Raw genomic sequence first — 26,793 nt, forward strand, 5'->3', positions numbered from 1 at the left:
TTCACATTCAACTGTCCGACGGAGTTTCCGGGCGCGACGATGCCGCCCTGGGCCAGGCTGATGGTCAGGTTCGGCGCCCTGGGGGCCGTGGGCGGGGTCGCGCGCGAGACGATGCGGGCGTCGGCCTGTTCGACGCCGGTCTGGGCCCCGGTCTCGCGATAGCGGTCCAGGAAGGCGCGGTAGATGGCGCGCGCCGCCTCGGCCTCGCCCTCCAATTCGCGCAGGCGGACGGAGGCGGCGTTGTTGTCCGCTAAAGCGCCGCGCGCGGTCTCCAGGCTGGACTGGACCGAGGCGGTGCGTTGGCGCGCCACCTGGGCCTGAGCGTCCAGGTTGGACACGACGCGGCGAATCTCGGCCTGAATCTGGGCGTCGATGTCGGCCAGTTCGCTGCGGGCGCGGACCATGTCGGGATGCAGCGGGCCATAGCGGACCGACAGGTCGGCGACGCGGGTGCTGATGGCGGCGCGCTGGCCGCGCAGGTTCTGCACCACGGGCGAGGTCAGCGCCTCGGCCACGTCGTCGCCGTTCGACCCGGCCGCCATCTGGGACCGGGCGGTGCGAAGGCGGGCGTCCTGCTCGGCCTGATGGGCGCGGGCGGCGGCCAGCTGCTGATTATAGACCGAGATTTCCTGTTCGGTCAGGGTCGCGCCCTGGGCGCTGAGCAGGCCGTGGTCGATGCGATAGGCCGAGACGGCGGCGTCGGCGACCTCGACCTGACCGCGCAAATCCTCCAGCCGGTCGCCGAGGAAGGCGTTGGCCTGGACGTCGGCGGTGAAGCCGACCGCCATGAAATAGGTCAGGCCGACGCGGCGCACGGTCAGGCGGCGGTTAACGGCCTCGATCAGCCGCTGGCGCGCCGTGGCCGGGTCGGGCGCGTGCGGAATGCGGCCGGTCAGGCGCGCCAGCAGGCTGGGGCGAAGACCGGGGTTGAAGGCGGGGTCTCGGACCAGGTTCAGATCGTCCACGACGGCGGCGGCCAGTTGCGGCGAGCGCAGACCTCGACCTCGGTGTCCGCGATGGCGGCCTCGGCGTCCAGGGCGGACAGGACGGCGGGGCCCGCCACTACCTGCGCGTTGCGGGTGTTGATTTGAAGACTGGCGACGGCGGTGTAGGCGGGCGGGCGGCCCAGCATGACCGCCAGGACGATCAGGGCGACCACGGCGGCGACCCCGGCGAACAGACCCGCGCGGCGGCGAAGGCCCGCGATCCAGGCGTCGATGTCGATCTCGTCGCTCGTGGTGCAGTCGGCGGAAGCGGGCGAGGGGTCGGTCAAGGTCATCGCGCCGCCGAACGGAGAACGTCCGCATCAGTGGTGAGGTGTCGCGCCCAGGTTGTCAATAATCTCCGCGCGTTAGAAGCGCGCCACCGCCGCCACGATCAGCCGCAGGCTGCCGACTGCAGACGCGGCCACAGGGTGAAGCCACCGGCTCGCAGCCCAACGGAGTCATAGGCCGGCTGGGACCGGTCGCGCACGGCCTGGCCGCGCTGGCGGCAGAAGGGATCGGCTACAGCTGTCTGGGCGGCGGCCTGATCCGCGGCGAACAGGCCCACAGATGCGGCGACGGCGGGATGGACGGCGCGTCGCATCGCCGGGTGCGTCAGCCGTTCTGATACTGCCGCCACCAGGCCACGAACTTCTCCAGCCCGTCCTTGAGCGGCACCTGGGGCTGGTAGCCGCACAGGGCGTTCAGCTTGGAGACGTCTGCATAGGTGGCGGTGACGTCGCCGGGCTGCATTGGGCGCATGATCTTCTTGGCCTCGACGCCCAGGGCGGTCTCCAGCGTCGAGATCATCTCCATCAGGCCCACCGGCTGGCTGTCGCCGATGTTGTAGATCTCATGGGCGCCGGCGGCCGGCGGGCGGTCCAGCACGCCGACGATCCCGTCCACGATGTCGTCTATATAGGTGAAGTCGCGCGCCATCCGGCCTTCGCCATAGACCTCGATGGGGTCGCCGCGCACGATCTTCTGGGTGAAGCCGAAATAGGCCATGTCCGGCCGGCCCCACGGCCCATAGACGGTGAAGAAGCGCAGGCCCGACTGCGGAAAGCCGTAAAGCCTGGCGTAGCTCTGGCTCATCAGTTCGCACGAGCGTTTGGTCGCGGCGTAGAGCGATACCGGGTGGACGGTGGGATCGTTCTCTCGAAAGCCCGAACCCTCCAGCGGCCGGTCGCCATAGACCGAACTGGACGAGGCATAGACCAGATGGGTCACGCCATTGTGCCGCGCGGCCTCCAGCATCGACAGATGGCCGGCCAGGTTGGACCGCTCATAGGCGAAGGGGTTCTCCAGCGAATACCGCACCCCTGCCTGGGCGGCCAGATGCACGATCCGCCGCACGTCCGCGTCGGCGACCAGGGCGCGCATCCGCTCGTGGTCGGCGATGTCGGCGCGCACCATGCGAAACCCGTCGCGCCCCTCGAGCCGCGCGGCGCGCGCCGCCTTCAGGCGCGGGTCGTAATAGTCGTTGAAGACATCGATGCCGATCACCTGTTCGCCCCGGTCCAGCAGGCGTTCGGCGACGTGCATGCCGATGAAGCCGGCCGCGCCGGTGACAAGGATCGGCGACCCCATCAGCCGCGCCCGACGCCCATGTAGCGGAAGCCCCGGCTCTTCATGTCGTCGGGCCGATAGATGTTGCGCAGATCGACCAGCACCGGCTGTTTCATCAAAAGCTTGATCCGGTCCAGGTCCAGGGCGCGGAACTGGTCCCATTCGGTGACCAGCACCACGGCGTCGGCGCCGACCACGGCGTCATAGGCGTTGTCCTTCATCTCCACGCCGGGCAGCAGTTTGGCGGCCTCGTGCATCCCCTCGGGATCGAAGGCCTGGACATGGGCGCCGGCGGCGATCAGGGCGGGGGCGATGTCCAGCGAGGGGGCGTCGCGCATGTCGTCGGTGTTCGGCTTGAACGTCAGACCCAACAGGGCCACGGTCTTGCCCGCCACGCTGTCGCCCAGGGTGGTCTCGACCCGGCCGGCCATGGCCTTCTTGCGGGCGTCGTTGACCTCGACCGTCGCCTCGATCAACCGGGTCGGAGCGCCGTACTGCTGGGCGGTGCGGACCAGGGCGATCGTGTCCTTGGGGAAGCACGATCCGCCATAGCCGGGGCCGGCGTGCAGGAATTTGGAGCCGATCCGCTTGTCCAGGCCGATGCCGCGCGCGACCTGCTGCACGTCGGCGCCGACGGCTTCGCAGAGGTCCGCCATCTCGTTGATGAAGGTGATCTTCATGGCCAGGAAGGCGTTGGCGGCGTATTTGATCAGTTCGGACGTGCGGCGCCCCACGAACAGCAGCGGACTCTCGTTCAGGTTCAGCGGGCGATACAGTTCGCTCATGACCTTCTGGGCGCGCAGCCCCACCTCGCCCTCCATGTCGTTGACGCCGATGACGACACGGTCGGGGCGTTTGAAGTCGCCGATGGCGGCGCCCTCGCGCAGGAACTCGGGGTTGGAGACGACGGCGAAGTCGGCGGTCGGATTGGCCTTTCGGATGAGGGCCTCGACCTCGTCGCCCGTGCCGACCGGGACGGTGGACTTGGTCACGACCACAGTGAAACCGTCGATCAGGCCGGCGATCTCCTCGGCCGCCGCATGGACGTAGGACAGGTCGGCATGACCGTCGCCGCGCCGGGTCGGCGTGCCCACGGCGATGAAGACGGCGTCGGCCCGGCGAATGGCCTCGGCCCCGTCCAGGGTGAAGAACAGCCGTCCTTCACGCACATTGGCGGCGACCAGATCGTCAAGACCCGGCTCGTAGATCGGGATTTCGCCCCGCTCCAGCCGTTCGATCTTGGACGGGTCCTTGTCGATGCAGGTGACGACATGGCCGAAGTCGGCGAAACAGGCGCCGGAAACCAGGCCCACATAACCCGTCCCAATCATCGCTACGCGCATCGAAATCCCTCATCAGCGGCGACCCGACCTTTAGCGGGAGAGCGCGGCGGGGGACAATGGGCGTTTGGCCCAAGCGGTCAGATCGTCTCTCGTGGTCATTCCGGGGCGTCCGCAGGACGAACCCGGAACCCAGGCGGCTCGCATCGAGCATCGAATGCATAGGGCGGCGCGTGCGGCCCTGGGTTCCGGGGTTCTTCGCTACGCTCAGCCCCGGAATGACGACCTAAGCCAGGTTTTCAGAGCACGCCGATCATGGAAGCGACCAGCGGGTGGCGCACGATGTCCTGTTCGGCCAGGCGCACCACGGCGATGTCAGGCACCGCCTCCAGACGCGCCGAGATGTCCGACAGTCCCGAGATGCCGGGCAGGAGGTCCGACTGCTGCGGATCGCCCGTCACCACCATGGTCGAGTGCCAGCCCAGCCGCGTCAGCAGCATCTTCAGCTGGACGTAGGTGCAGTTCTGCGCCTCGTCGACGACGATGAAGGCGTTGTTCAGGGTGCGGCCGCGCATGTATCCCACCGGCGCGATCTCTATCAGACCCTCGGCCATCAGGGCCTTGACCCGCTTCATCGACAGCCGGTCCGACAGGGCGTCGTAGAGGGGGCGCAGATAGGGGGCCAGCTTGTCCTCCATGTCGCCGGGCAGAAAGCCTATGGATTCGCCGGCCTCGACGGCAGGGCGGCTGAGGACGATGCGGCCGACCTTGCCGGCCTCCAGCGCCTCGACCGCCTTGGCGACGGCCAGATAGGTCTTGCCCGTGCCTGCCGGCCCCAGCGCCATGACCAGGTTGTGTTGATCGATGGCCGCCATCAGCTCGCCCTGGCCTTCGGACTTGGGCTTCAGCGTCTTCAGATAGCCTTGGTCGCGGTCGTCGTTGGACGGATAGGGCGACCAGCCTGCACGCGCATTGTTGGGCGCATGGAGCCGACGAACCTTCGACTCTTCGATGAAGTCACGCGAATCCAGGATGCCGTTTTCACGGGACTGACGCTTCGTAGCCGCACGCTTGGTCATGGACGCCTCCAGGGCATGAAAAAAGGCGGACCCAAACGGGCGCCGCCTTGGATGGGCTTGGGGAGGAAAGGGTCGCGGCCGCAAGGCAGGCCGCCCGGATCGAGTGCAGGGCCGTCTGCAACGGGATCGACCCGCCGCCGAACAACCGAACCCGGATCCCAACGCGCCACGCACAAGCCCCGACGACTGACCGGACCGAACTTGATCCGGTTTCGGATTCAGGGCCGAAATGGCGACCCGCGAATCGCATCAACAGAATGATGCTATCGTGGTTAGCGTTCCGTTAAAGCCCTCGTTTTTCAAAGATTAGGTGGTGTTCTGATGACTGTTTACGCATTGGGCTACAGCAAACCTCAGCTTCCGCCGGAGGGCGAATACTGGGTGGCGCCAAGCGCATCGGTGATAGGAAATGTGATTCTGCATACAAACGCCAGCGTCTGGTTCGGCGCGACCCTGCGCGGCGACAATGATCCCATCACGGTGGGGCCTGACAGCAACATCCAGGACGGCAGCGTGCTGCATACCGACTTCGGATCGCCGCTGACGATTGGGCGCGGGGTGACTGTGGGCCACAACGCCATGCTGCACGGCTGCGAGATCGGGGACTACAGCCTGATCGGCATCGGGGCGGTGGTGCTGAACGGCGTCAGGATCGGCCGCAACTGCATCATCGGCGCCAACGCGCTGATCACCGAGGGCAAGGTCATTCCCGACAACAGCCTGGTCATGGGCCAACCCGGCAAGGTGGTGCGCGAGCGCGACCCCGAACACATCGCCGTGCTGCAGATGTCGGCCGACCATTATGTGCAGAACTGGAAGCGGTTTGCGGCGGAGCTGCGCGCCTTATGACCCCCTGAGAACCGCCCGCGCCGCCGCCGCGTCGGCGTCGATCTGGGTTTTCAGTGCGTCCAGGCCGTCGAAGGTCTCCTCGCCGCGCAGCCAGGCGATCAGCTGGGTGTCCAGCGTCTGGCCGTAGAGGTCGCCGTCGAAGTCGAATAGCCAGACCTCCAGCAACGGCGTCTCCAGCGCATACATGGGCCGCACGCCCAGGCTGGCCACGCCGTCGACCACGCGCCCGTCCGCCAGCCGGCTGCGCGTCGCATAGACGCCGTAGGCCGGCCGCATATAGTCGCCAAGCGGCACATTGGCGGTCGGCACGCCGATGGTGCGGCCGCGCTTGTCGCCGTGTATCACCTGGCCCTGTATGGCGAAGGGGCGGCCCAGGATGACGGCGGCGCGCGCCATGTCCCCGGCCTTCAGCGCCTCGCGCACGGCGCTGGACGACAGTTTCAGACCGTCGGCGTCGTCCAGACGCGGCGCCGTCGAAACGCTGAAGCCCAGCCGTTCGCCATAGGTGCGCAAAGCCTCCGGCGAGCCTGACCGCCCCTTGCCGAAGGTGAAGTCGAAACCGACGGCGGCGTGGCGGATGCCCAGGCCCCGCGCCAGCACCCGCTCGGCGAACTCGGCGTCGCTCATGCCCGCCATCTCGGCGTCGAAGGGCAGCAGATACAGGATGTCCACGCCCAGCGGCCCCAGGGCCTGGGCCATCTGGTCGGCGGTCATCAGGCGAAACGGCGCGGCGTCCTTTTGGAACCAGCGGCGGGGATGGAGATCGAAGCTGACGACGCCCAGCGGCGCGCCCAGCCGGTCGGCCGCCGCCTTCGCATCGGCGATCACGGCCTGGTGGCCCCGATGCACGCCGTCGAAGGCCCCGACGGCGACCGCGGCGCCCTTTGCGGCGTCCGGCAGGTCGCGCCAGTCGCGAACGACCCTCATCAGCGCTGGGACGGTTTGCGCCGGCGCGGAACGCGGACCACCGCGACGCCGTCCATGATCATGGTCTCGCCCACGAAGCCCTCGCAGCTCAGCTTGACCCGCGCGCTTTCGGCCTCGACCTCGATCACCGTGATGACGATGCGCACGACGTCGTCGATCCGCACCGGCTGATGGAAGGCCAGGGTCTGGGAGATGTAGATCGAGCCAGCGCCCGGCAGGATGGTGCCCACCACCGCCGAACCGAAAGAGGCGCTGAGCAGGCCATGGGCGATCCGGCCGCGATAGGCGGTCTTGGAAGCGAAGGCCTCGTCCAGATGCACCGGGTTGAAGTCGTCGGACGCCTCGGCGAACAGGCGGATGCGATCCTCCGTCGCCACGACGATTTTCTCGGCCGCCATGCCGACGTGAAGTTCGTCCAGGATGTAACCACCGGACGGATGCTGCTGAACCAATTCGACCATGATTGTGGCTTTAGCCGCCGTGCGACAAAATGGCGAGCCTTACCAGGCCAGTTCCAGCGCCGCGTAGCGCGCATAAGCGGTTTCGGCCTTCAGCAGGGCGCCGGCGCGGGCGGGGTCGAGCGATCCGTCCTCGCCCTTGGCCTGGTCGCCGTGGATGCCCTGGGCGATGAACAGGCAGTCCAAGCCTTGCGCATTGGCGCCCATGACGTCGGTCACCACTCCGTCGCCGATGCACAGGACGCGCGAGCGGTCGACGGCGCGGCCCAGCAGATTCTCCGCCTCCTTGATCGCCAGATCGTAGATGGGGGCGAACGGCTTGCCCGCCATGACCACGCGCCCGCCCTGCGAGGCGTAGAGGTCGGCCAGCGCCCCGCCGCAATAGATCAGCTGATCGCCGCGCTGCACCACCCGGTCCGGGTTGGCGCAGATCAGTTCGATGTCGCGCCCGGCGCCCACGGCGAACCGCGCGCGATAGTCTTCGGGCGTCTCGGCCGTGTCATCGACCGGGCCGGTGACGGAGATGAAGGCGGCGTCCTCAGGCGACGCGGCCCGCTCAAGGCCCAGACCTTCGTAAAGGGGGGCGTCGCGTTCGGGGCCGACGATCCAGGCCGGGCCGGGCGCGCGCTTGGCCAGTTCCGCCCGCGTCGCGTCGCCCGAGGTGACGAAGGCCTTCCACGCCTCGCGCGGCACCCCCAGCCCGTCCAGCTGCGCGATCACGTCCGAGGCCGGGCGCGGGGAGTTGGAGATCAGCACCACATGGCCGCCCTCGCGATTGAACCGGGCCAGGGCCTCGCATGGCGCTTTCCAGCTTTCGCGGCCGTTATGGATCACGCCCCACACGTCGCAGAGCAGAATGTCATAGTCGCCGGCGACGGCGCCGAGATGGGGCAGGGCGTGGGGAAGGGTCATGGGGGCTGAGTAGCGGTTCGAAGCCTGAGACGAAAGTCTCCTCCCCATGCAATGGGGAGGGGGACCACGCGAAGCGTGGTGGAGGGGCTGTCGAAGCCGCACAGGCGCCGGCGATGCCGCCAAGAGCCCCTCCGTCTCTTCGCTGCGCTTCGAGCCACCTCCCCGCTCCGCAGGGAGGAGACGATGTCCTGTCCGCCCCACCTCGTCATCCTCGGCACAAGGCTGAGGATGACGGCAGTGGCTACGGGGGACGCGCCAGCCCTCACAATGCCGCTGGTCCACTCCGAGCGAATTAGAGGCCAGGCGTTCCGCCCAGCCCTCCAACAGTTTCGCAGCGAAAGCGCCGGCGCGCGACACTGCGTCATCTTGTCAAACCGCCGCTCGCGCACCAACTGCAAAGCCTAATCCAAAACCAAGACCCCGCCCGCGACAGGAGCCCTGATGCCGCATGCCGACAGCCTGATTCTCACCCTGGTCGGGGGCTTCGTCCTGGCCTTCGTGTTCGGCATGTTGGCGCATCGGCTCAGACTGTCGCCCCTGGTGGGATATCTGGTCGCGGGCATCGTGGTCGGTCCCTATACGGCGGGTTTCGTCGCCGACACCGAACTGGCGCCGCAACTGGCCGAGATCGGCGTCATCCTGCTGATGTTCGGGGTCGGGCTGCATTTCTCGCCCAAGGACCTGATGCAGGTGCGCAAGGTCGCCATTCCCGGCGCCCTGGTCCAGATCGCGGCGGCCACCGGCCTGGGTTGGGGGCTGGGGCGGTTCGTGCTGGGGCTGGGCGATGTCGAGGCCCTGTTGATGGGCTTCGCCTTGTCGGTCGCCTCCACCGTCGTCCTGCTGCGGGCGCTGGAGGAGCGCAAACAGGTCAAGGGCGAGATCGGCCGCATCGCCGTGGGTTGGCTGATCGTCGAGGATCTGGTCATCGTCATCGCTTTGGTCATGCTGCCGATGATCCTGGCGCCGGCGGGCGCCCAGGCGGACCTGGCCGCCCTGGGGACCAACGTCGGCCTGACGCTGGTGAAGGTCGTGCTGTTCGTCGTCGGGATGCTGGTGGTGGGCGGCAAGGTCATTCCGTGGCTTCTGATTCGCATCGCCCACACCAAGTCGCGCGAACTGTTCACCCTGGGGGTTCTGGCCATCGCGCTCGGCATCGCCTGGCTGGCCTATTTCCTGTTCCACTCGTTCGCGCTCGGCGCCTTCCTCGCCGGGCTGGTGATGAACGCCTCGCCCCTGGGTCACAATGCGGCCGAGCGGTCGCTGCCGCTGCGCGACGCCTTCGCCGTTCTGTTCTTCGTGTCGGTGGGGATGCTGTTCGACCCGATGATCCTGGTGCGCCAGCCGTGGGCCGTCCTGGGCGTTCTTGGCATCGTCATCGTGGGCAAGTCGGTCGCCGCCCTGGTCATCGCCAAGGCGTTCAAGCTGGACCGGCCGACCGGCCTGACCGTCGCGGCCTCCCTGGCCCAGATCGGCGAGTTCTCCTTCATCCTGGCGGCGTTGGGCGTATCGCTGGGGGCCATGAGCCGCGAGACCCACGACCTGATCCTGGCCGCCGCCCTTCTGTCGATCTCGTTGAATCCGTTCGTCTTCCTGTTCACCGACCGGATGGGCGGACGGCCCAAGCCCCCGCTGCCCGGCGCGACCAGACCCGCCGCCGCGGACGGGCCGATCACGGATGCGGTGACTTCGGCCTGAAGCTCTTTTCGTCGGGGCGGGCCGGGGGTATCGTCGGGCAATGGACATGACCGCTGCAGACCAGGCCGTTCTTCACTATGGCGACGGCGAGTTCGCGATGCTGAAGCCGGGCCGGTTCGTGCGCTGCGCGGTGACGGATCGGCCGATCCCGCTGGAGATCCTGCGCTACTGGAGCCCCTCGCGCCAGCAGCCCTATTACGGCCCCGCCGAGTTCATCGCCGCCCAGATCGCCGTTCAGTCGGCGGCGAAATGATCGCCACGCGCCGCGCCGTTCTGATCGGGGCGGGGGCCGGGCTGATCGCCGGGCCGCTGAGGGCGCAGGACCGAAACGCCCTGCCTTTGGCGCTGAACGGGGTCTGGCGCCAGGGCGGCTATGCGCTGGGCCGCACCGCGCCGGGCGCCCTGGTCTTCGTGGACGGCGAGGCCCTGACCACCGCCTCGGCGGCCGGTCTGTTCGTGATCGGCTTCGACCGCGACGCCGGTCCCGGCGCGCGGATCGAGGTCCGGTCGACCGACGGCGCCCGCTCGGCCCGGCGCGCGCTGGACATCGCGCCCTACGCCTTTCCCTCGACCCGCGTGAACGGCCTGCCGCCCTCGACCGTCGAGCCCAGCGACCCGGCCCTCTTGGTCCGCATCCAGCGCGAGATCGCGCTGAAGACCGAGGGCTTCGCCAGCCGGATCGACGCCGACGACTTCAAGGACGGCTTCGTCTGGCCGCTGGACAGCTACCGCGTCTCCAGCGCCTGGGGCGCCCAGCGCATCCTGAACGGCACGCCCGCCCGCCCGCACTACGGCATCGACCTGGCGGCGCCGCAGGGCAGCGTGATCCGCGCGCCCGCCGACGGCCGCATCGCCTTCGTCCGCCCCGATATGCATTTCGAGGGCGGCCTGACCCTGATCGACCACGGGCAGGGGCTGATCACCTGCTATCTGCACCAGTCGCGGCTGGACGTGCAGCAGGGCCAGCGCGTGCGGCGCGGCGATCCGCTGGGCAGCGTCGGCATGACCGGCCGCGCGACGGGGCCGCACCTGTGCTGGCGGATGAAATGGCGCGACCGCAATCTGGACCCGTCGCTGATGGTGGGCGCCCAGGCGCCGAAAACGCTCGCCTGACAAAAGGGGCAGGATGTCTTCCCTGAAATCGCTGAACGTCCTGCTGGTGGACGACAATCAGAACATGCGGGCCATAGCCGCCGCCGTCCTGCACTCGGCCGACATCCGCAACGTCAAGGAGGCGGAGGAGGGGGCGGCCGCCTTCGACCTGTTGCGTCGCCACCCGATCGACCTGGCCATCGTGGACTTCAACATGTTTCCGCTGGACGGGGTCGCGTTCACCCGTCTGGTCCGCACCAGTCCCGACAGCCCCAACACCTATCTGCCGATCATCATGATGACCGGCCATTCCGAGCGCGCCCGGGTCTATGAGGCGCGCGACGCCGGCGTGAACGAGTTCATCGTCAAACCGATCACCGCCAAGGCCATGCTGGACCGGATCAACGCCGTCATCCTGCGACCGCGCGCCTTCATAAAGGCCGAGGGCTATGTCGGCCCATGCCGTCGTCGCCGCGACGCGCCGGATTACGACGGACCGTTCCGCCGCTATACCGACGCCGGGCGATCCAGCGCCGCATAGACCTTGTCCGGCCAGCGCTTGTGGACCCAGAACCAGTCCACCGGATGCTCGCGCACCCGATCCTCGATAAAGCTGTTCGCGGCCTGAATTCCCGCCAGGACATCGGCGGCCTTGTCCTCGCTGTGGTTGACGGTGATCGGTTCATGCGCGGTGACCCGGAACCGGGCATTGGGCAGGCGCACCACCGAAAGGGGCTGCATCACCGTATCGAACCGCGCCGCCAGCCGCGCCGCGCCGGGCGAGGCGTTCACCGGCTGGCCGAAGAACTGCACCTCCGGTCCCTGATTGTATTTCTGGTCGACCAGCAGGGCGATGGAGTCGCCGCGCTTCATCCCCGCCATCAGATCGCGCGTTCCGTCGCCCTTGGGTGCGAACAGGCGGATGCCGTACCGTTCGCGGCTCTTGCGGATCAGGGCGTCGACATAGGGGTTGTTGGCGGCCCGGTAAGTGACCTGGCACGGCACGCCCGCCGCCATGATGACCGCCGCCATCACTTCGAAATTGGCCAGGTGGCCCGAGATCAGCACGGCCGGCTTGCCGCTGTCGCGCAGGGCGTGCAGCCGCTCCAGCCCCACCACCTCGACGCGGCCGCCCTCGGGGGTCAACTGGTCCATAACCGCCAGTTCCGCGAAGGTGCGTCCGGTCTGGTCCCACTGGGCCAGGGCCAGGGCGTTGCGCTGGGCCTCGTCCATGTCGGGAAAGGCGATGCGTAGATTGCGGATCACCGTCTTCTGCGTGCCCGTCAGCGGCCCCAGAGTGCGCAGCAGCCAGCCGCCCAGGCCGGACGCCCGCTCCACGCCCAGCAGCCGCAGAAAACCGAACAGCGCCTGAAAGCCGAAGGCTTCCAGGCGCCATGCGAAATCCTGCCGCCAATCGCTACGCTTACCAGGCAATCGTCAATCCACCGTCCACCACAAGGGTCTGTCCGGTCACATAGGCCGAGGCAGGGCTGCACAGATAGACCGCCGTGCCCGCGATTTCATCCGGTCGGCCGATCCTTTTCAGCGGGGCGGGCTCGGTGACCTGTTTCAGCAGCTCGGGATTCTCCCACAGGTATTTGGCGAAGTCGGTCTGAACGAGCCCGGGCGCGATGCAGTTGACCCGCACGTTCGACGGCCCCCACTCCACAGCCAGATTGCGCACCAGCTGCATGTCCGCCGCCTTGGAGATGTTGTAGGCGCCGATCAAGGCGTTGCCCCGCAGGCCGCCGATGGACGAAATCACCAGGATCGCCCCGTCCTTGCGCTCCACCATCTGCGGCGCGACCATCTGGATCAGCCAGTGGTTGGAGATGACATTGTTCTGAAGAATTTTCTCGAACTGATCGTCGGCGATGCCCGCCATCGGCCCGGCGTAGGGATTGGTCGCGGCGTTGCAGACCAGAATGTCGATCTTGCCGAAGGCGCTGTTGGTCTCGTCGACCAGCCGCTGCAGGTCGTCCTTGGAGGCGATATTGGCGGGAACCGCGATGGCGCGGCCTTCACCGTACTTGCCGTTGATCTCGCCGGCGACCTCCTCGCACGGGCCAGCCTTGCGCGAGGAAATGACGACCTTGGCGCCGTGTTCGGCCAGCCGTTCGGCGATGGCCTTGCCGATTCCGCGCGAAGAGCCGGTGATGATGGCGACCTTGCCGGTCAGATCGAACAGTTCCATTGCGTTTCCCGTGTGTTTCTGCGGGGATATTTATCGCCGCGCTCTAGCCGAATGACATTGATAGCCTGATACTCAGGCGATTCCATCCGGGAGTGGCCGACCGCCAGCCGATGCGCAACGTAACCACGGGCTTTCTGTATTTCGCCTATCTGTTCCTCGGCATGACCGTGGGCGCCTTTCTGTGGCGCGCCGGTCTGGGGATCGGCGCGGGCGTGGCCGGGACGCTGGGCGCGCTGGGTCTGCTGGGCGCCTTCCACGGCATCGTCACCGGCATCGCCGACCGCCGCGCCCTGAAGAAGGAGATCGCCCAGGTCCGCGAGGCGCACCGCCTGCTGGCCGATGCGATGGAATCGACCCAGGGCGCCCTGACCGAACTGGCCCACGCCATCGAGAGCGGCGTCCTGTCCGACACCGACGCCCTGACGGGCGAGGTGCGGATGCTGGAATCCCTGGTCCAGCAGATGAGCGAGAGCATCGACGAACGCCTGTCGGCCGCGCCCCACATCGGCGTCGAGACCTTCGAGGGCCGCCGTCAGGCCCAGTCCACCGTCCTGTTGCGCACCATACACGAGGCGCTCAGCGAAGGGCGCGTGGACCTGTATCTTCAGCCGGTCGTCTCCCTGCCGCAGCGCCGGACCATCTTCTACGAAAGCTTCACCCGCCTGCGCGACGCCACCGACCGGGTGATGATGCCGGCGGAATATCTGTCTTTGGCCGAGGGCGAGGGGTTGGTGCCGGCCATCGACAATCTGCTCTTGTTCCGCTGCGCCCAGATCGTGCGGCGGCTGGCGCGCCAGGACCGCAAGGTCGGCGTCTTCTGCAACGTAGCCCTGACCTCGCTGGGCGACGAAACCTTCTTCCCGCAGTTTCTGGACTTCCTGTCCGAGAACCGCGACCTGAACCAGGCCCTGATCTTCGAACTGGGCCAAGCCACCTTCGACGCGCGCGGGGCGGTCGAGGCGCGCAACATGGCCAAACTGGCCGACCTGGGCTTCCGCTTCTCGCTGGACAAGGTCCAGACGCTGGATCTCGACTTCGCCGACCTGCAACGCTCGGACGTCAAGTTCATCAAGGTCGCCGCCGACCTGATGATCGAACAACTTCTGGACCTGGACGGCGGCGCGCCCCTGCGCTCCATGCCCGACATCCGGGCCGCCGACTTCGCCGCCCTGACCCGCCGCTATGGCGTGGAGGTCATCGCCGAAAAGGTCGAGAACGAACGCCAGGTGGTCGACATCCTCGAACTGGACGTGGCGATGGGCCAGGGCCATCTGTTCGGCGAACCCCGCGCCATCAAGGAACAGGTCCTGGCCGAAACGGACCCCCCGGCCGAGTTCCTGCGCTCCACCCTGCGCAGCGCCGAACAGCGCAGACGTTTCAACTAGCTGTTCCCGTCTCCTCCCTGCGGAGCGGGGAGGTGGCGCGGCGCTCTTCGCGCCGCGACGGAGGGGCTGTCACCGCATCCCGATTGCCTGGGGGACTTCAAGAGCCCCTCCACCGCGTAGCCTGCCCTCCGGCTCGCCTTCGGCGAGACCCAGGGGTGGTTTCCCTCCCCATTTCCATGGGGAGGAGACGTTGTTGGGATCAAGCGTGCGTCTGGTCCCAGTAACGAACCGCATCGGCGTCGCGGGCCGACAGGTCCGGGTAGGCGGGGTCGGAGCCGACGTCGGGGACGCGCCGCCAGGAGCGGGCGCATTTGGGGTGGTCGGCCGGGTTGACCGCCACCGTGATCGATTCACCACTCTCGACCAGTTCGGCGCCCGAGGTGCGGAAGATTTCGGCCGCGTCCAGACCCTCGAAAGGCGCGAAGGCCGAGGCGGGGCCGGTGACGGTGGGCCAGGCGTCCAGGGCGCCGCCGATCAGCTTCTCGCGGCGGGCCGCTTCCAGCGATTCATTGACCACTTCGAGGACGGTGTTGATCGCGGACCAACGCTCGGCCTCGGCCGGGTTGCTCCACTCGGCCGGCGTCTCCGGAATGACGCGGGCGCAGTTCGTGCCGGCGTCGGGGGAGCGCGTGGTCCAGGCCTCTTCCATGGTGAAGGGCGTCAGGGGGGCCAGCCAGGCGGTCAGCCGGGCGAAGACCTCGTCCATCACGGTGCGGGCGGCGCGACGGCGGATGCTGTCGGGGCGGTCGCAGTAGAGGGCGTCCTTCCTGATGTCGAAATACAGGGCCGACAGGTCGTTGGAGCAGAACTCCAGCACCGGACGCACCACGTCCTGGAAGCGGTATTCGGCGTAGGCCCGACGCACATGGGCGTCCAGTTCGTGCAGGCGGTGAAGAATGAATTTCTCCAGCGGCGGGAACTGGTCGTAGTCGGTCAGCCGCTCGGCCTCGTCGAAACCGGCCAGGGCGCCCAGCAGATAGCGGACGGTGTTGCGCAGCTTGCGATAGGCGTCGACCGTGGTCTGCAGGATCTGTTTGCCGATCCGCTGGTCTTCGGAATAGTCGACCAGGGCCACCCACAGACGCAGGATGTCGGCGCCGGATTCCTTGATGACCACCAGGGGATCGGTGGTGTTGCCCTTGGATTTCGACTGTTTCTCGCCGTTCTCGTCCAGGGTGAAGCCGTGGGTCAGGATCGCCTTGTACGGGGCGCGGCCGCGCGTGCCGCAACCCTCCAGCAGCGATGACTGGAACCAGCCGCGGTGCTGGTCCGAGCCTTCCAGATAAAGGTCGGCGGGCCAGTGGGCGGGACGATCGCCAGCATAGCCGTTTTCGGGCAGGCGCGGGTCGAGCGTAAAGGCGTGGGTCGAGCCAGAGTCGAACCAGACGTCCAGGATGTCTTCGATCTTCTCGTAGCGGGCCGGGTCGTGGGCGCCCAGGAAGTCGCTGTCGGGCGCAGTGAACCAGATGTCGGCGCCGTGTTCGGCGATGGCGGCGACGATCCGGGCGTCGACCTCGGCGTCATGCAAAGGCTGGCCGGTCTGCTTGTCCATATACATGGCCAGCGGCGTGCCCCAGGCGCGCTGGCGGCTGACCAGCCAGTCGGGACGGCCCTCGACCATCGAGCGGATGCGGTTCTTGCCCGACGCCGGGTGGAAGGCCGTGTCGTCGATGGCCTGAAGCGCCGTTTCGCGCAGGGTGTCGCCCGACTTCAGCGGCTCGTCCATGCGGATGAACCACTGAGGGGTGTTTCTGAAGATGATCGGGGCCTTGGAGCGCCAGGAGTGCGGATAGGAATGCTCCAGCCGCCCGCGCGCCAGCAGATTGCCAGCCTCGATCAGCTTTTCCATCACCGCGCCGTTGGCGGGGCCGAACTTGCCGGTCTTCTTGCCTTCGGTCTCCAGCACCTTCAGGCCCGCGAACAGGGGGACATGATCGTAATAGGCGCCATCGGGATCGACGGTGTCGGGCACCTCGTGATGACCGTGGGCCTTCCAGACCTCGAAGTCGTCGGCGCCATGGCCCGGCGCGGTGTGGACGAAGCCGGTGCCGGCGTCGTCGGTGACGTGATCGCCGGCCAGCAGGGGCACGGAGAAGCCATAGCCGCTGTCTAGCGCCGCCAGCGGGTGGGCGGTCTCAAGACCGGATGGATTGATGTCGTAGACGCGGGTCCAGGCGGCGATCTTGGCGGCCTTGAACACGTCTTCGGCCAGCTTGTCGGCCAGGATCAGACGGTCGCCCGGCTTGGCCCAGGGAGCGAACTCAAGCCCCTCTTCCATGGCCGTGACCTCATACAGGCCATAGGCGATCTCGGGGCCGTAGGAGATGGCGCGGTTGGCCGGGATGGTCCAGGGCGTGGTCGTCCAGATGACGATGGACGGCGTGCTGGAGCGGAAGGCCAGGAGGTCGTCGGGATGGTCGTCCGACATGGCCGTGACCGGGAACTTGACCCAGATCGTGGGGCTAACGTGGTCGTGGTATTCGATCTCGGCGTCGGCCAGGGCCGTGCGTTCGACCGGTGACCACATGACGGGCTTGGAGCCGCGATACAGCTGGCCCGAGTTCTTGAACTTGTGGAACTCGGCGACGATGGCGGCCTCCGACTTGAAGTCCATGGTGGCGTAGCGGTTGGCGAAATCGCCGGTAACGCCCAGGCGTTTGAACTGATCGCGTTGCAGATCGATGTATTTGCCGGCGTAGTCGCGGCAGGCGCGGCGGAACTCGTCCTTGGACACCTCGTCCTTGCGGCGGCCCTTGGCGCGGAACTGCTCCTCGATCTTCCACTCGATCGGCAGGCCATGGCAGTCCCAGCCGGGAACGTAGTCGACATCGTAGCCCAGCAGGAAGCGGCTGCGGACCACGAAATCCTTCAGCGTTTTGTTCAGCGCGTGGCCGATGTGGATGTCGCCGTTGGCGTAGGGCGGGCCGTCATGCAGGACGTACAGGGGGGCGTTCTGCTTTTGGCGCTCGGCGCGAAGAGCGCCATAGAGGTCGCCCCACTGCTCCAGGATCAGCGGCTCCTTCTGCGGCAGGCCGCCACGCATGGGAAAGGGCGTCTCGGGCAGGAAGACGGTGTCGCGATAGTCGCGAGCGGAGGTTTCGGTGGGGGCGTCGGCCATGGGTCGTCTCGGCGTCTAGGTTGTCGTTCGCTGGTCTGTTCGCCCTGTCGCGCGTCGCGCGCCTTGAAGGGCTGTCGATCCCGGCGTGCACGGGGCCAGATGGCCCGGAAGCGCTACGCCGGGCGGCTAATCGAAATCAGGCGAAGAAGGACGCGGACGGTCATTGTGCGGGCGGTCTAGCAGACCGATGCGGCATTGCGCCATCCCGAAGCGTCGCCGCCATCAACGGAAACGAAAGGCTTTTGCCGTTTTGTGACGGCAAGGATCGGCCGAAATCCAATTCGGCCGAGGCAATGATCGTCTGGGAGTCCCGCCGATGCGGCTGCGGATCACGAAATGGATGCTGGGCCTGGCGGCCGGTCTGGCTGTGTCGGCCGGCGCAGGCGCGGCCCTGGCGCAATGCGGATCGGGCTGCGAGCCGCCCCCCTGCACGTCGTGCGAACCTCCGCCTCCGCCCGAGCCCCCCTGCGGCGGCGGCGGCTGCGTTCCCGGCGGCAACCAGTGGAACAACAACGTCAACACCAACGTCAATGTGAACGTGAACCTCGGCGCGAACGCCAATGCGAACGCTGGGGCCAACGCCAATGGCTACGCCAACGCCGGCGCGCGGTCTTATCTGAACGCGCGGGCCGGCGGGTTCTCGGGCAGCTACGGCGGTGGGGGCGGCGCGGCCTACATCAGCGTGGACCAGCCCTATCCGACCACGATCCAGGGTCTGGCGGTCGAGGGCATGGTCGCCCAGACCGTGCGCACCCCCTACAGCGCCTTCCGCAGCATGATGAAGCGGGTCGTGATCCAGGCCGTCTGCATCGACGACCGTCAGGTGCCGCACCCCGCATCCCAGGTGCGGCCGGACCGTGAGATCGCCGACGGGTTCGAAGGCGAAATCTATCGCTGCCTGGCGGGAACCTGGCTGCAGGCGACGCTGGCGGACTATGAGGGGAATGTGAACTTCGACCACGGCACCACCCTGACCTGCCGCAAGCACGAGGCTCTGTGGTTCGGCAACGGCGGCAAGCTGGAGTGCCGGCCCGAGAAGCCCGAACGGGACTGCAACGAGCGTTCGCTGCTGCGTCGCTACGGCGCCGGGATCAAGATCCTGACGATGTATCGCGAAGAGGAATACACCGAATACCGCGAGGAACAGGTCGAAAGCGCGACCGTCCTGACCGGCGCCATCACCCTGGACGGCGGCGTCGGCGGCCGGGTGTTCTGAACGGCGGGTTGACGATCCCGTTCAGCCGCCGCTCAGGCGACGGATGACAGGATCGCATGCGTCGGCTCTCCGTCGACGATCCTGAAACCACTGGCCCCGGCCCGCGCGATGCGAGCCGGGGCCTTTTTGTTGGACCTATTGAGCGCCCTGAGCCGTGACCGTGGCGCGCCAGGCGGCGTCGGGCTTCAGATACTGGCGCGCCAGGGCCTGAAGATCGGCGGCGGTCACGGCTTCCAGCGTCGAGATCTGGTTGCGCGTCTGGTCCAGGCCCGCCGGATCGGACTGGGCCTGGGACAGTTGCGTCAGCCAATAGCCGTTGTCGGCCATGCTGCGACGGATGCGCTCGACCGCCGGGCGACGGGCGCGGTTCAGTTCGTCCTCGCTGACAGGATTGTCGCGCAGATCGGCGGCGATGGCGTCCACTGTCTCGAACAGTTTGGGCAGGGCCGCCGGCGGCGTCTCGGCCGTCACGGCGATATAGCCATAGCCGAGGAAGACGTTGGACGAGGTGGAGCCGGCGCTGGGCGAATAGGCCAGACCCTGTTTCTCGCGGATCTCGTCGTTCAGGCGCAGTTGAAGCACGTCGGACAGGATCGACAGCTGACGCGCGGTCTTGCGGTCGTGGACCTGATCGGTGGTCGGCCAGGCGACGAAGCCCAGCGCCTGTTCGGCCGGGCCGGTGTGGTGCAGTTGGACCGGCGTGGTCGTGGGGGCGGGGAATTTGCGCTGGGCCGAACCGGCGGACGGCGCGGGAGCGGCGCCGCGCGGGGGCAGGGCGCCGAAGGTGGCGCCGACGGCGGCGATGACCGCATCGATGTCCACGTCCCCGACCACGGTGATCTCCACCGGACCCTGGGCCAGGGCCGAACGGACCCCGTTTCGCACGTCGTCGATCTGGATGGCGGCGACCTGATCGGCGGTCGGGGTGGTTTCGCGCGCGTCGCCGCCGGCCAGGAGGCCCGAGGCGTCACGCTGGAAGACGCCGCGCGGGGTGGCGCCCAACTGGGCCAGGATTTGCGGGAACAGGGCCTTGGTCTGTTCGAAGGGCGCGGCGCGCAGGCCCGGATCGGTCAGGTATGCGGCCAGAACCTGAAGCTCCAGCTGCAGGTCGGCGGGCTTGGTGGCGCCGGAGAAGACATAGGCGTCGGTCGCCTGATTGACCGAGGCGCTGTAGGTGCGGCCGCTGAGGACGCGGTTCATCTCGTCCAGGCTGAGCTTGCCCAGGCCGCCGGCGGTCAGGATGGTGCTGGCCATCGACAGGGGCGACAGCTGGTCGGCGGGCAGACCCAGTTCGCCCAGGCCCGTCCGGGCGCTGACCAGAACCTGATCGGCGCGGAAGTCGGTCTTCTTGATGTTCAGCAGCGTGCCGTTCGGGAAGCGGACCAGTGTGGCGCCCAGGTCGGCGACCTCGCTGCGGGCGGCCGGCTGGGCCGGGGCGCCGAAGCTGTCATAGGGCCATTTCAGCTCGGCCTCGGCGGCGCGGGCCTGGACCGGGGTGTTGCGCGACGCCTCCAGCGCGGCGGTGACCGCGGCCTCGCCGCCCTCGACCGGGACCGGAGAGCTGAACAGGACCAGCGGCCCCTGACCTTCGAACACCGCGCGGGCGGCCTGATCAACCTGGGCGACCGTCAGGCCGTCGACGGCCTTGTTGAACAGGTCCAGATTGGTCTGGGGCGCGCTGAAGACCTGATCGTCGTTGACCGCGCTGAGCAGGGCCGTGGCCAGGGTCGAGGTGGAGCGGGTGGCGGCCGAGGCGACAGCGTTCTGAAGCGCGGTGCGGGTGTTGACGATCTCGCGCTGCAACTCGGCCTCGGTCACGCCGTACTGGACCAGACGGCGGCTTTCCTGCTCGACCGTCTCCAGCGCGCGCTTCCAGCCGCCGGGATTGAAGGCGACCGAGAGAGTACCGGCGTCCAGACTGTCGAACAGCGACTGATAGCCGGCGCCGGCCCCAATGAAGGGCGGATTGTCCGCGCGGGCGATCTCGCCCAGGCGGCGGTTCAGCACGGCCAGACCCAGGCCGCGACGAATGTCGGCCTCGCGCTCGGCCACCGTGTCGGGGCTCAGGTCGGGGGCCTTGATCCAGTTGATCTGGATGGAGGACTGGATGCCCGGTTCGACGATGATGCTGGTCTGGGGCTGGCGGGGCGCGACGGCGCCCAGGTCAGGCTCGGGGCCGTCCGGGGCCTTGGGCGTCCAGTCGGCGAAGGCGGCGCGCACCTTGGCCTCCATCGCATCCACGTCGAAATCGCCCACGGCGATGAAGGTCGCGCGCGAGGGGCGGTAATAGGCGTCGTAGAAATCGACGAACCGTTGGCGCGGCGCGGTGCGGATGATGTCCAGGTCGCCGATGGGCAGGCGCTGGGACAGGCGCTGGCCGGGCGCCAACAGGCCCAGCTGGGTCTTCAGCACCCGATACTGCGGCGTGTCGCGGGTACGCTCCTCGCCGACGATGACGCCGCGTTCGGAATCGATGGCGTCCGGCGCCATCAGGGCCGCCGACATCATCTCGCGCAGAATGTGCAGACTGGGATCGACCGTCTCGTCCTTGGTGTTCGGCAGCTCCAGCATATAGGCGGTCTGGTCGAAGCTGGTGAAGGCGTTGGTGTCGGCCCCGAAGGCCAGACCCAGCCGTTCCAGAATCCGCATCATCTCGTTTTCGGGCACGTCCTTGGTGCCGTTGAAGGCCATATGCTCCATGAAGTGGGCCAGACCCTTCTGGTCGTCGCGCTCCATCAGCGAACCGGCGTCGATGCGCAGGCGGAAGGACGCCTGGCCGGGCGGGGTCGCATTCTTCAGCAGGGCGTAGCGCATCCCGTTCGGCAGCAGGCCGTAACGGACGGCGGGATCGGCGGGAACGTCGCTGGCCGCCTGGGCCCAGGGGTTCGACGGCGCGACCTGGGCGGTCGAGGCGGCGACAGGCGCTGCGCTTTGCGCATTGGCGATGGAGACGAGGCCGGCCGACAGGGCCAGGCCGGAAGCCGCGACGAGCAGCAGGCGACGCGCAGAACGCATGGAATTTCTCCGAAACCGCAATCCCCGATGGCGCGGCGATATCTGGAGTAGGGGAGGGCGCGGCAGGCGGCAAGCGCCTTCGGGGGATGGTTGCCGCAGGCTGAAAATCGGCTGCGAAAGGTCGATGTATCGGCTAGGCTGACGGTCTTACTCGCCAAACGACGCCGGGCGGCGCTATCGGGACGCAGGGATGCAGATTGCGATTCTGACCTTCGACGGGTTCAACGAGCTCGATTCCTTCATTGCGGCCGGGATTCTCAACCGGATGAGGGCCAGGGGCTGGTCCGCCCAAATCACTTCGCCGACGGACGAAGTGACCTCCATGAACGGCGTGACGATCCGCCGCCAGCAGCCGATGCGGTTTGCTGAGACCGCCGACGCCGTGCTGATCGGCAGCGGAATCAAGACGCGCGAGATTGCGCAAGACGCGGACGTGTTGGCGTCGATCCGCCTGGATCCCAAGCGTCAGTTGGTGGGCGCCCAATGTTCGGGCACGCTTTTGTTGGCGCGGTTGGGGCTGATCGGAGCCCTGCCCGCCTGCACCGACCTGACGACCAAGCCCTGGGTCGTGGAGGCGGGCGTGACGGTGATCGACGCGCCCTTCATAGCGCACGGCAATGTGGCCACGGCGGGCGGATGCCTGGCGTCGCAGTATCTGGCCGCCTGGATGATCGCGCGGCTGGCCGGCGAGCAGGATGCGCGGGAGGCGATCCACTATGTCGCGCCGGTCGGCGAAAAGACGCCCTATGTCGATCGGGCGATGGCGGTCGTCGGACCGTTCGTTGGCGGCGGGGCTTCGATCCTGGCCCCGGCCGCCTAGCTGCCCGGGCGGCTGATGTAGAAGGTCGCGCTGTTGCCGACGGCGTTGGCGCCGACGACGGCGGTGCGACCGGAGGCGACCGTGGCGTTGGCGTTGGCGGTCACATTGCCGCTGTTGGTCTGATTATTCGTGATGTTCACGTCGCCGCCGCATTGCGAACAGGCGTAGCCCGTCACCGCATTGCCCACCGCATCGGCGCCGACATAGGCGTCATAGCCGTTGACGCCGACGTAGGTGGCGGTCGCCTCGACCCCGCCGGTGTTCAGCTGGGTGTTGTCCAGCTTCAGATAGATGTCGTTGTTGCCGGCGACGGTTTCGTTGGCGACGCTACGGGCCGCCAGCACGGTCTGGCCTTGCAGATTGGTCTGGACGCGCGCGTCCGAGCGCACCCGCCCGGCGTTGGACTGATCCACGTTCGCCAGCATGGAGCCGCCGGCGTTGGTCATGATCGCCTGGTTGGCGCCGGCGTTGGCGCTGGTCGTCAGGTCCCAGGCGTTGTCCACATAGACGTCGGTGCGGGCCTCGACGGTCGAGGGCGCATTGGACTGGCGCACCGCCAGATCCTGGTGCGAGGCGCCAGTGGTGTTGGTCTGGACGACATTGGCCGCCGACTGGGATGCGAAGACGGCCGGTGCGGGGATATACTGCACGTCCGCGACCGTCTCGGAGAAGACGTTGGTCTGGGCGCGCTGGTCGATGACGCCTGTCAGGGAGGAGGATGGGCCGCCCATGGCCACGGTGTTGGCGGTCGCGGCGCTGGAGGCGAAGCCGCCTTGCAGCATTCGGCCGGTCGGAGCGCGCACCACGGTCTGCGCGCGGACCTGATCGCCCGTGGTCGATTGATCGGCGTCCACGGCGAAGGTCGCGCCGTTGGTGGTGACGCCCAGATAGTTGCCGCGCGCCTGGGTGATCACGCTGACCTGGCCGTCCGCCTCGCCGTTCAGGGCGACAGTGCCGCCCGCCCGCGCCGATCCCGTCATGGCCTGGCGCGACACCAGGCCGGCGGACGCAGCCGTCACCCCGCCCGCGAGCGAATTGCCCTGGGCGCTGGTGGTGACGGTCAACTGGTCGACCGTCAGGTTCAGATCCACCTGACCCGTGACGTCGCCGGACTGGGTCTGGCGGCTGAAACAGGCCTCGCCCAGAGCGGGATCGCAGGCCGGAGTCTGCTGTGCGCTCGCCTCAGTGGCGAGTGCGGCGAACGTCGCCGTCGCGGCCATCATGCCAGCGAGACGGATCGGCGCGGGTTTGGCCATTGTTCGTCTCCTGCGTGGGATAGGCCGGATAATAGCCGCCGGTCGGACCGACGGTTGAGCCGCCAAGCGGATCGTTGGCGGGGTTGAGGCAGATTTCTGGGCCGGGCGCCCCATAGAGGTTGGCCATGAACTCGACCGTGGCCCGTTCGACCAGGGCGCGGACGGCCAGTTGCACCGGCTCCATCCCGCCGGTCCCGGCCGAGATGTCGAAGACGTTGCCGTTCAGGAAGTCGAACACCCCGGCCGAGATCTCGCGGCCGATGATCTGCTTCTGATAGGAGACGACATCCACCACCTCCAGCGTGGTGGTCTGCACCAGGCGCAGGTCCATGGCGATGTTCATTACATAGACACGGTGGTTCAGCATGGTCGAACCGGGACGGGCGGAATCCACCTCGCCCTGGCCGATGTCGATGCCGCCGGAGCGGATGTTGTAGTTGACCTCGGTAATGCCGCCGACGACGTAGAAGTCCGAGCCCGGCACCTGACCCGCCAGGATGCGGCGGTATTGGGTGTCTTCCGGGCCTTGGGCGTCCGGCGCATTGTCGCCGATCAGCTTGTTGTTGGCATAGCGCAGCTCCAACTCGGAGACAGACGTGTCGTAGCGTTCGACGATGCGCGCGCCGGCCTTGGCCAAGGCCGAGTTGGCCATAAGTGATGCGCCGCCAGTGATCTGGCGCCCGCCGTCCGAGGACACGGTGCCGGTGTAGTCGCTGATCCGGCCCACGGCCATGCGCGGGGAGGGCAGGTTGTAGCGACGGGCGTAGTCGGCCAGGCAATAGAGGGCGGCCGAGTAGGGGGTCGGATTGGCCGTCACCGGCGCATTGCCGATGGGCGTTGCGTACTGGCCCGACGGCCCGGCGACCGGGCTGACGCAGCCGGCCAGTAGAAGCGCGACGGCCGAAGCCGCGGCCCCGCCCTTGATGAGATGACGACGGCTCATGGCAGGTTGATGTTCCCGTTCAGAGCCGTGCCGGCGTTGACCGCGCCGGTGTTGGTCTGGTTCGAATTGACGATCACGGTGTTGCGGTTGCCCTGCACCACCACGTTCAGCTGGTTGCCGATGGCGGTGGAGCCGCCGATGGCCGTGCCGCCGTGGTTGGACGACCCCGCGCCCGCATAGGCCGAGGCGACCCCGCCGGACGGGCTGGAATAGGAAGAGGCGCCGGACTGGATTATGCCGTTGACGATCAGCCGATTGCCGTTGGCGTCGCGGGTCGAGCCGGTCGTGGCGTTGGTGGCCGCCGAACGGGCGCCGCCATAGCCTTGCTGAAAGCGCGATGCGCCGCCCGAACCGGTCGATTGCGCGACGGCGGGCACGCTGGCCAGGCCAGCCAGGGCCGTGACGGCGGTGGTTAGAAACAGCCTCTTCACGGCCACTGGTCGGTTCCTCGCGCAGACAGACGACGGACCCCCGTTCGGCGATCCGCATCCGACCCTTGCATTAAGGTTATTAAGAAGCGCTTGATGTCGCGAAATCCGTTGCGCATCTGTGGGCCATGTCAGACGCGCCCGGTCGATTCGAAGCTCCTCAGCCCGCAAGGCCGCCGCGCGAGCCTCTGTTCAACGTGCCCCTGGTCGCGCTGTTGATCGCGGCTTCCATTCCCTTGCTCTATTTCTATCAGGGCGATCTGCCGGACATGGGCATGAGCATGGCCTTCGCTCCCGTCGATCTGGAGCAGGGTCGGTGGAGCGGGCTGCTGACCGCCATGTTGCTGCACGGCGGCTGGGCCCACGCCTGGATGAACGCGATCGGCGCCCTGGCCTTCGGCGCGCCGGTCGCCCGACTGCTGGGGGACCGGATCGGTCCGATGGTGTTCCTGCTCTTCTATGTGGCGTGCGGCGTGCTGGCGACGCTGGGCTATGGGCTGATCCACTGGGGGTCCGACGCGCCGATGGTCGGGGCGTCCGGCGCGGTGTTCGGCCTGATCGGGGCGGCCACGCGCCTGATGGGCGTGCCGCCTGGCGGCGGCGTGCTGGCGCTGACCGATAGAAGAGTGGTCACGGCGTCGCTGGCCTGGATGGGCGTCAACGCCCTGACCGGCCTGATCGGCTTTGCGCCCGGCGCCGATGGCGCGGCCATTGCCTGGGAGGCTCATGCGGTCGGCTTCGTCGTCGGCATTCTGGCCATCGGTCCTTTGGCGCGCGCCTTTGGCCGCGGGGTGGAGCGTGCGCCCGCGCACCGCTGACAGGGGTTTGCCTCCCCGGCCCGGTTGAGCGATCATCGCGCCCAGATGCGGCCCTGTCGCCATCCCGGCCCTGCGGTCGCTTCTCTGACAGAGAGAAGGAGCCGCGATGTTCGTCGCCGAAATCCTCAAGACCAAGGGAGGAGCCGTCTTCTCCATCGCGCCGGAGCGGACCGTGGCCGACGCCTGCGCGGCCTTGGAAAAGAGACGGGTCGGCGCCCTGGTGGTCTGCGACGGCGACCGGGTCGCGGGCGTCTTCTCGGAACGGGACGTCGTGCGCGCCCTGGCGGCGGATGGGGCGACGGCCCTGAATCGTCCGGTGGCCGACTATATGACGGCCAAGGTGATCTTCGCCGAACCCAAGGAGGAGATGTCCGCTCTGATGAGCCGGATGACCGACCGGCGCATCCGGCATCTGCCGGTGCTGGAGGGCGAACGGCTGGTCGGCGTCATCTCCATCGGCGACGTGGTGAAGTGCCAGATCGCCGAACACGCTCAGGAGGCCGATAGTCTGCGCTCCTATATCGCCGGCTGAACCGGGAGCGACTGCCGGCGTGTGACGGTTTGACGACCGTTGTGTTGCCAGTTTTTTCGAGAATCCCGACGATTCTTCTTGCTGAGTAAAAGTGGTGCCCGTATAGGGCTGCCTCGCTCGGAAACGGGCCGGCCTGCGGGGCCTTGGGGACTGGTTTTCCCGGGGTTTTGAGGGGAAGGAAGGGTTGAGAAACTTCTTGCTTTCCTGGGTTGGTTTGACTAGGT

25 protein-coding genes and 1 pseudogene are annotated in these 26,793 nt (G+C 67.7%); 10 read left to right on the plus strand and 16 right to left on the minus strand.

The window, feature by feature from the left end; all coding sequences use genetic code 11:
* The 6 genes and pseudogenes from RTU05_RS08485 to RTU05_RS08510 form a co-directional block, all read right to left on the minus strand.
* Window positions 1-965 (minus strand): annotated as a pseudogene (locus RTU05_RS08485) (GumC family protein); the annotation flags it as partial.
* Window positions 953-1,279, minus strand: coding sequence for a Wzz/FepE/Etk N-terminal domain-containing protein (locus tag RTU05_RS08490; RefSeq protein ID WP_312597402.1), 327 nt, complete (start codon window positions 1,277-1,279; stop codon window positions 953-955). The pseudogene RTU05_RS08485 and the gene RTU05_RS08490, both read right to left, overlap by 13 nt.
* A 98-nt stretch (window positions 1,280-1,377) precedes the next feature.
* Window positions 1,378-1,623 (minus strand): hypothetical protein, encoded by a 246-nt coding sequence (locus RTU05_RS08495; RefSeq protein ID WP_312597404.1) that lies wholly within the window; start codon window positions 1,621-1,623, stop codon window positions 1,378-1,380.
* Window positions 1,599-2,573 (minus strand): SDR family NAD(P)-dependent oxidoreductase, encoded by a 975-nt coding sequence (locus RTU05_RS08500; RefSeq protein ID WP_409411606.1) that lies wholly within the window; start codon window positions 2,571-2,573, stop codon window positions 1,599-1,601. Before RTU05_RS08500 ends, RTU05_RS08495 begins: the two co-directional genes overlap by 25 nt.
* A complete protein-coding gene (locus tag RTU05_RS08505) occupies window positions 2,573-3,895 on the minus strand; it encodes a UDP-glucose/GDP-mannose dehydrogenase family protein (protein ID WP_312597406.1) in 1,323 nt (440 codons plus the stop codon). Before RTU05_RS08505 ends, RTU05_RS08500 begins: the two co-directional genes overlap by 1 nt.
* Before the next feature lie 236 nt (window positions 3,896-4,131).
* Window positions 4,132-4,923, minus strand: a complete 792-nt coding sequence (locus RTU05_RS08510; protein WP_312597447.1) for a PhoH family protein — start codon at window positions 4,921-4,923, stop codon at window positions 4,132-4,134.
* A 309-nt stretch (window positions 4,924-5,232) separates the two neighbouring features.
* Here RTU05_RS08510 and RTU05_RS08515 point away from each other — a divergent pair, with 309 nt between their 5' ends.
* Entirely contained in the window at window positions 5,233-5,760 is a 528-nt protein-coding gene (locus tag RTU05_RS08515) for a gamma carbonic anhydrase family protein (protein ID WP_312597408.1), read from the plus strand.
* Here the strand turns inward: RTU05_RS08515 and RTU05_RS08520 are convergent.
* The 3 genes from RTU05_RS08520 to RTU05_RS08530 are packed head-to-tail and all read right to left on the minus strand — an operon-like array spanning window position 5,755 to window position 8,057.
* Window positions 5,755-6,687 (minus strand): bifunctional riboflavin kinase/FAD synthetase, encoded by a 933-nt coding sequence (locus RTU05_RS08520; protein ID WP_312597410.1) that lies wholly within the window; start codon window positions 6,685-6,687, stop codon window positions 5,755-5,757. The two genes, RTU05_RS08515 and RTU05_RS08520, sit on opposite strands and share 6 nt — an antisense overlap.
* Entirely contained in the window at window positions 6,687-7,148 is a 462-nt protein-coding gene (locus RTU05_RS08525; RefSeq protein WP_292021541.1) for a MaoC family dehydratase, read from the minus strand. Before RTU05_RS08525 ends, RTU05_RS08520 begins: the two co-directional genes overlap by 1 nt.
* Before the next feature lie 39 nt (window positions 7,149-7,187).
* Window positions 7,188-8,057: a TIGR01459 family HAD-type hydrolase gene (locus tag RTU05_RS08530; RefSeq protein ID WP_312597412.1), complete on the minus strand. Its 870-nt coding sequence runs from the start codon at window positions 8,055-8,057 to the stop codon at window positions 7,188-7,190.
* A gap of 441 nt (window positions 8,058-8,498) precedes the next feature.
* Here RTU05_RS08530 and RTU05_RS08535 point away from each other — a divergent pair, with 441 nt between their 5' ends.
* Genes RTU05_RS08535 through RTU05_RS08550 form a run of 4 tightly spaced genes read left to right on the plus strand, consistent with a single transcriptional unit; the run spans window position 8,499 to window position 11,385 of the window.
* Window positions 8,499-9,752, plus strand: coding sequence for a cation:proton antiporter (locus RTU05_RS08535; RefSeq protein ID WP_312597413.1), 1,254 nt, complete (start codon window positions 8,499-8,501; stop codon window positions 9,750-9,752).
* Between the two features lie 40 nt (window positions 9,753-9,792).
* Window positions 9,793-10,005 carry a DUF2093 domain-containing protein gene (locus tag RTU05_RS08540; RefSeq protein ID WP_312597415.1) on the plus strand — a complete coding sequence of 71 codons (213 nt, stop codon included), beginning with the start codon at window positions 9,793-9,795 and terminating at the stop codon, window positions 10,003-10,005.
* Window positions 10,002-10,865: a M23 family metallopeptidase gene (locus RTU05_RS08545; protein WP_312597416.1), complete on the plus strand. Its 864-nt coding sequence runs from the start codon at window positions 10,002-10,004 to the stop codon at window positions 10,863-10,865. Before RTU05_RS08540 ends, RTU05_RS08545 begins: the two co-directional genes overlap by 4 nt.
* Before the next feature lie 13 nt (window positions 10,866-10,878).
* Window positions 10,879-11,385: a response regulator gene (locus RTU05_RS08550; RefSeq protein WP_312597418.1), complete on the plus strand. Its 507-nt coding sequence runs from the start codon at window positions 10,879-10,881 to the stop codon at window positions 11,383-11,385.
* On the opposite strand, the gene RTU05_RS08555 is transcribed toward RTU05_RS08550, so the two are convergent.
* Together RTU05_RS08555 and RTU05_RS08560 are read right to left on the minus strand one after the other, a co-directional pair.
* Window positions 11,352-12,278 carry a lipid A biosynthesis acyltransferase gene (locus tag RTU05_RS08555; RefSeq protein WP_312597420.1) on the minus strand — a complete coding sequence of 309 codons (927 nt, stop codon included), beginning with the start codon at window positions 12,276-12,278 and terminating at the stop codon, window positions 11,352-11,354. The two genes, RTU05_RS08550 and RTU05_RS08555, sit on opposite strands and share 34 nt — an antisense overlap.
* On the minus strand, window positions 12,268-13,038 hold the full coding sequence (locus tag RTU05_RS08560) for an SDR family oxidoreductase (RefSeq protein ID WP_312597422.1): 771 nt from the start codon (window positions 13,036-13,038) through the stop codon (window positions 12,268-12,270). The genes RTU05_RS08555 and RTU05_RS08560 overlap by 11 nt, the downstream gene beginning before the upstream one ends.
* 110 nt (window positions 13,039-13,148) lie before the next feature.
* Between RTU05_RS08560 and RTU05_RS08565 the strand changes: the two genes are divergently transcribed.
* Entirely contained in the window at window positions 13,149-14,423 is a 1,275-nt protein-coding gene (locus RTU05_RS08565; protein ID WP_312597424.1) for an EAL domain-containing protein, read from the plus strand.
* A gap of 199 nt (window positions 14,424-14,622) precedes the next feature.
* Here the strand turns inward: RTU05_RS08565 and ileS are convergent, their stop codons facing one another.
* Window positions 14,623-17,541, minus strand: a complete 2,919-nt coding sequence (gene ileS, locus RTU05_RS08570; RefSeq protein ID WP_312597426.1) for an isoleucine--tRNA ligase — start codon at window positions 17,539-17,541, stop codon at window positions 14,623-14,625.
* A gap of 316 nt (window positions 17,542-17,857) precedes the next feature.
* On the opposite strand from ileS, the gene RTU05_RS08575 reads away from it, so the two are divergent.
* Complete coding sequence (locus tag RTU05_RS08575) at window positions 17,858-18,757, plus strand: hypothetical protein (protein WP_312597428.1); 900 nt, start codon at window positions 17,858-17,860, stop codon at window positions 18,755-18,757.
* 135 nt (window positions 18,758-18,892) lie between these two features.
* Here RTU05_RS08575 and RTU05_RS08580 read toward each other — a convergent pair whose 3' ends face one another.
* Complete coding sequence (locus tag RTU05_RS08580) at window positions 18,893-21,772, minus strand: insulinase family protein (protein WP_312597430.1); 2,880 nt, start codon at window positions 21,770-21,772, stop codon at window positions 18,893-18,895.
* 190 nt (window positions 21,773-21,962) lie between these two features.
* On the opposite strand from RTU05_RS08580, the gene RTU05_RS08585 reads away from it, so the two are divergent.
* Entirely contained in the window at window positions 21,963-22,592 is a 630-nt protein-coding gene (locus RTU05_RS08585) for a DJ-1/PfpI family protein (RefSeq protein ID WP_312597432.1), read from the plus strand.
* On the opposite strand, the gene hfaD is transcribed toward RTU05_RS08585, so the two are convergent.
* Genes hfaD through hfaA form a run of 3 tightly spaced genes read right to left on the minus strand, consistent with a single transcriptional unit; the run spans window position 22,589 to window position 25,228 of the window.
* Window positions 22,589-23,848, minus strand: coding sequence for a holdfast anchor protein HfaD (hfaD, locus tag RTU05_RS08590; RefSeq protein WP_312597434.1), 1,260 nt, complete (start codon window positions 23,846-23,848; stop codon window positions 22,589-22,591). The two genes, RTU05_RS08585 and hfaD, sit on opposite strands and share 4 nt — an antisense overlap.
* Window positions 23,775-24,791 (minus strand): holdfast anchoring protein HfaB, encoded by a 1,017-nt coding sequence (gene hfaB / locus RTU05_RS08595; protein ID WP_312597437.1) that lies wholly within the window; start codon window positions 24,789-24,791, stop codon window positions 23,775-23,777. The genes hfaD and hfaB overlap by 74 nt, the downstream gene beginning before the upstream one ends.
* Entirely contained in the window at window positions 24,788-25,228 is a 441-nt protein-coding gene (gene hfaA, locus RTU05_RS08600) for a holdfast anchoring protein HfaA (RefSeq protein ID WP_312597439.1), read from the minus strand. Before hfaA ends, hfaB begins: the two co-directional genes overlap by 4 nt.
* Window positions 25,229-25,347: 119 nt before the next feature.
* Here hfaA and RTU05_RS08605 point away from each other — a divergent pair, with 119 nt between their 5' ends.
* Complete coding sequence (locus RTU05_RS08605; protein ID WP_312597441.1) at window positions 25,348-26,037, plus strand: rhomboid family intramembrane serine protease; 690 nt, start codon at window positions 25,348-25,350, stop codon at window positions 26,035-26,037.
* A gap of 106 nt (window positions 26,038-26,143) precedes the next feature.
* Window positions 26,144-26,569: a CBS domain-containing protein gene (locus tag RTU05_RS08610; protein ID WP_312597443.1), complete on the plus strand. Its 426-nt coding sequence runs from the start codon at window positions 26,144-26,146 to the stop codon at window positions 26,567-26,569.
* Window positions 26,570-26,793: the final 224 nt, after the last annotated feature.

Source organism: Brevundimonas sp. (assembly GCF_032017145.1).
In the GTDB taxonomy this organism is placed as follows: Bacteria; Pseudomonadota; Alphaproteobacteria; order Caulobacterales; family Caulobacteraceae; genus Brevundimonas.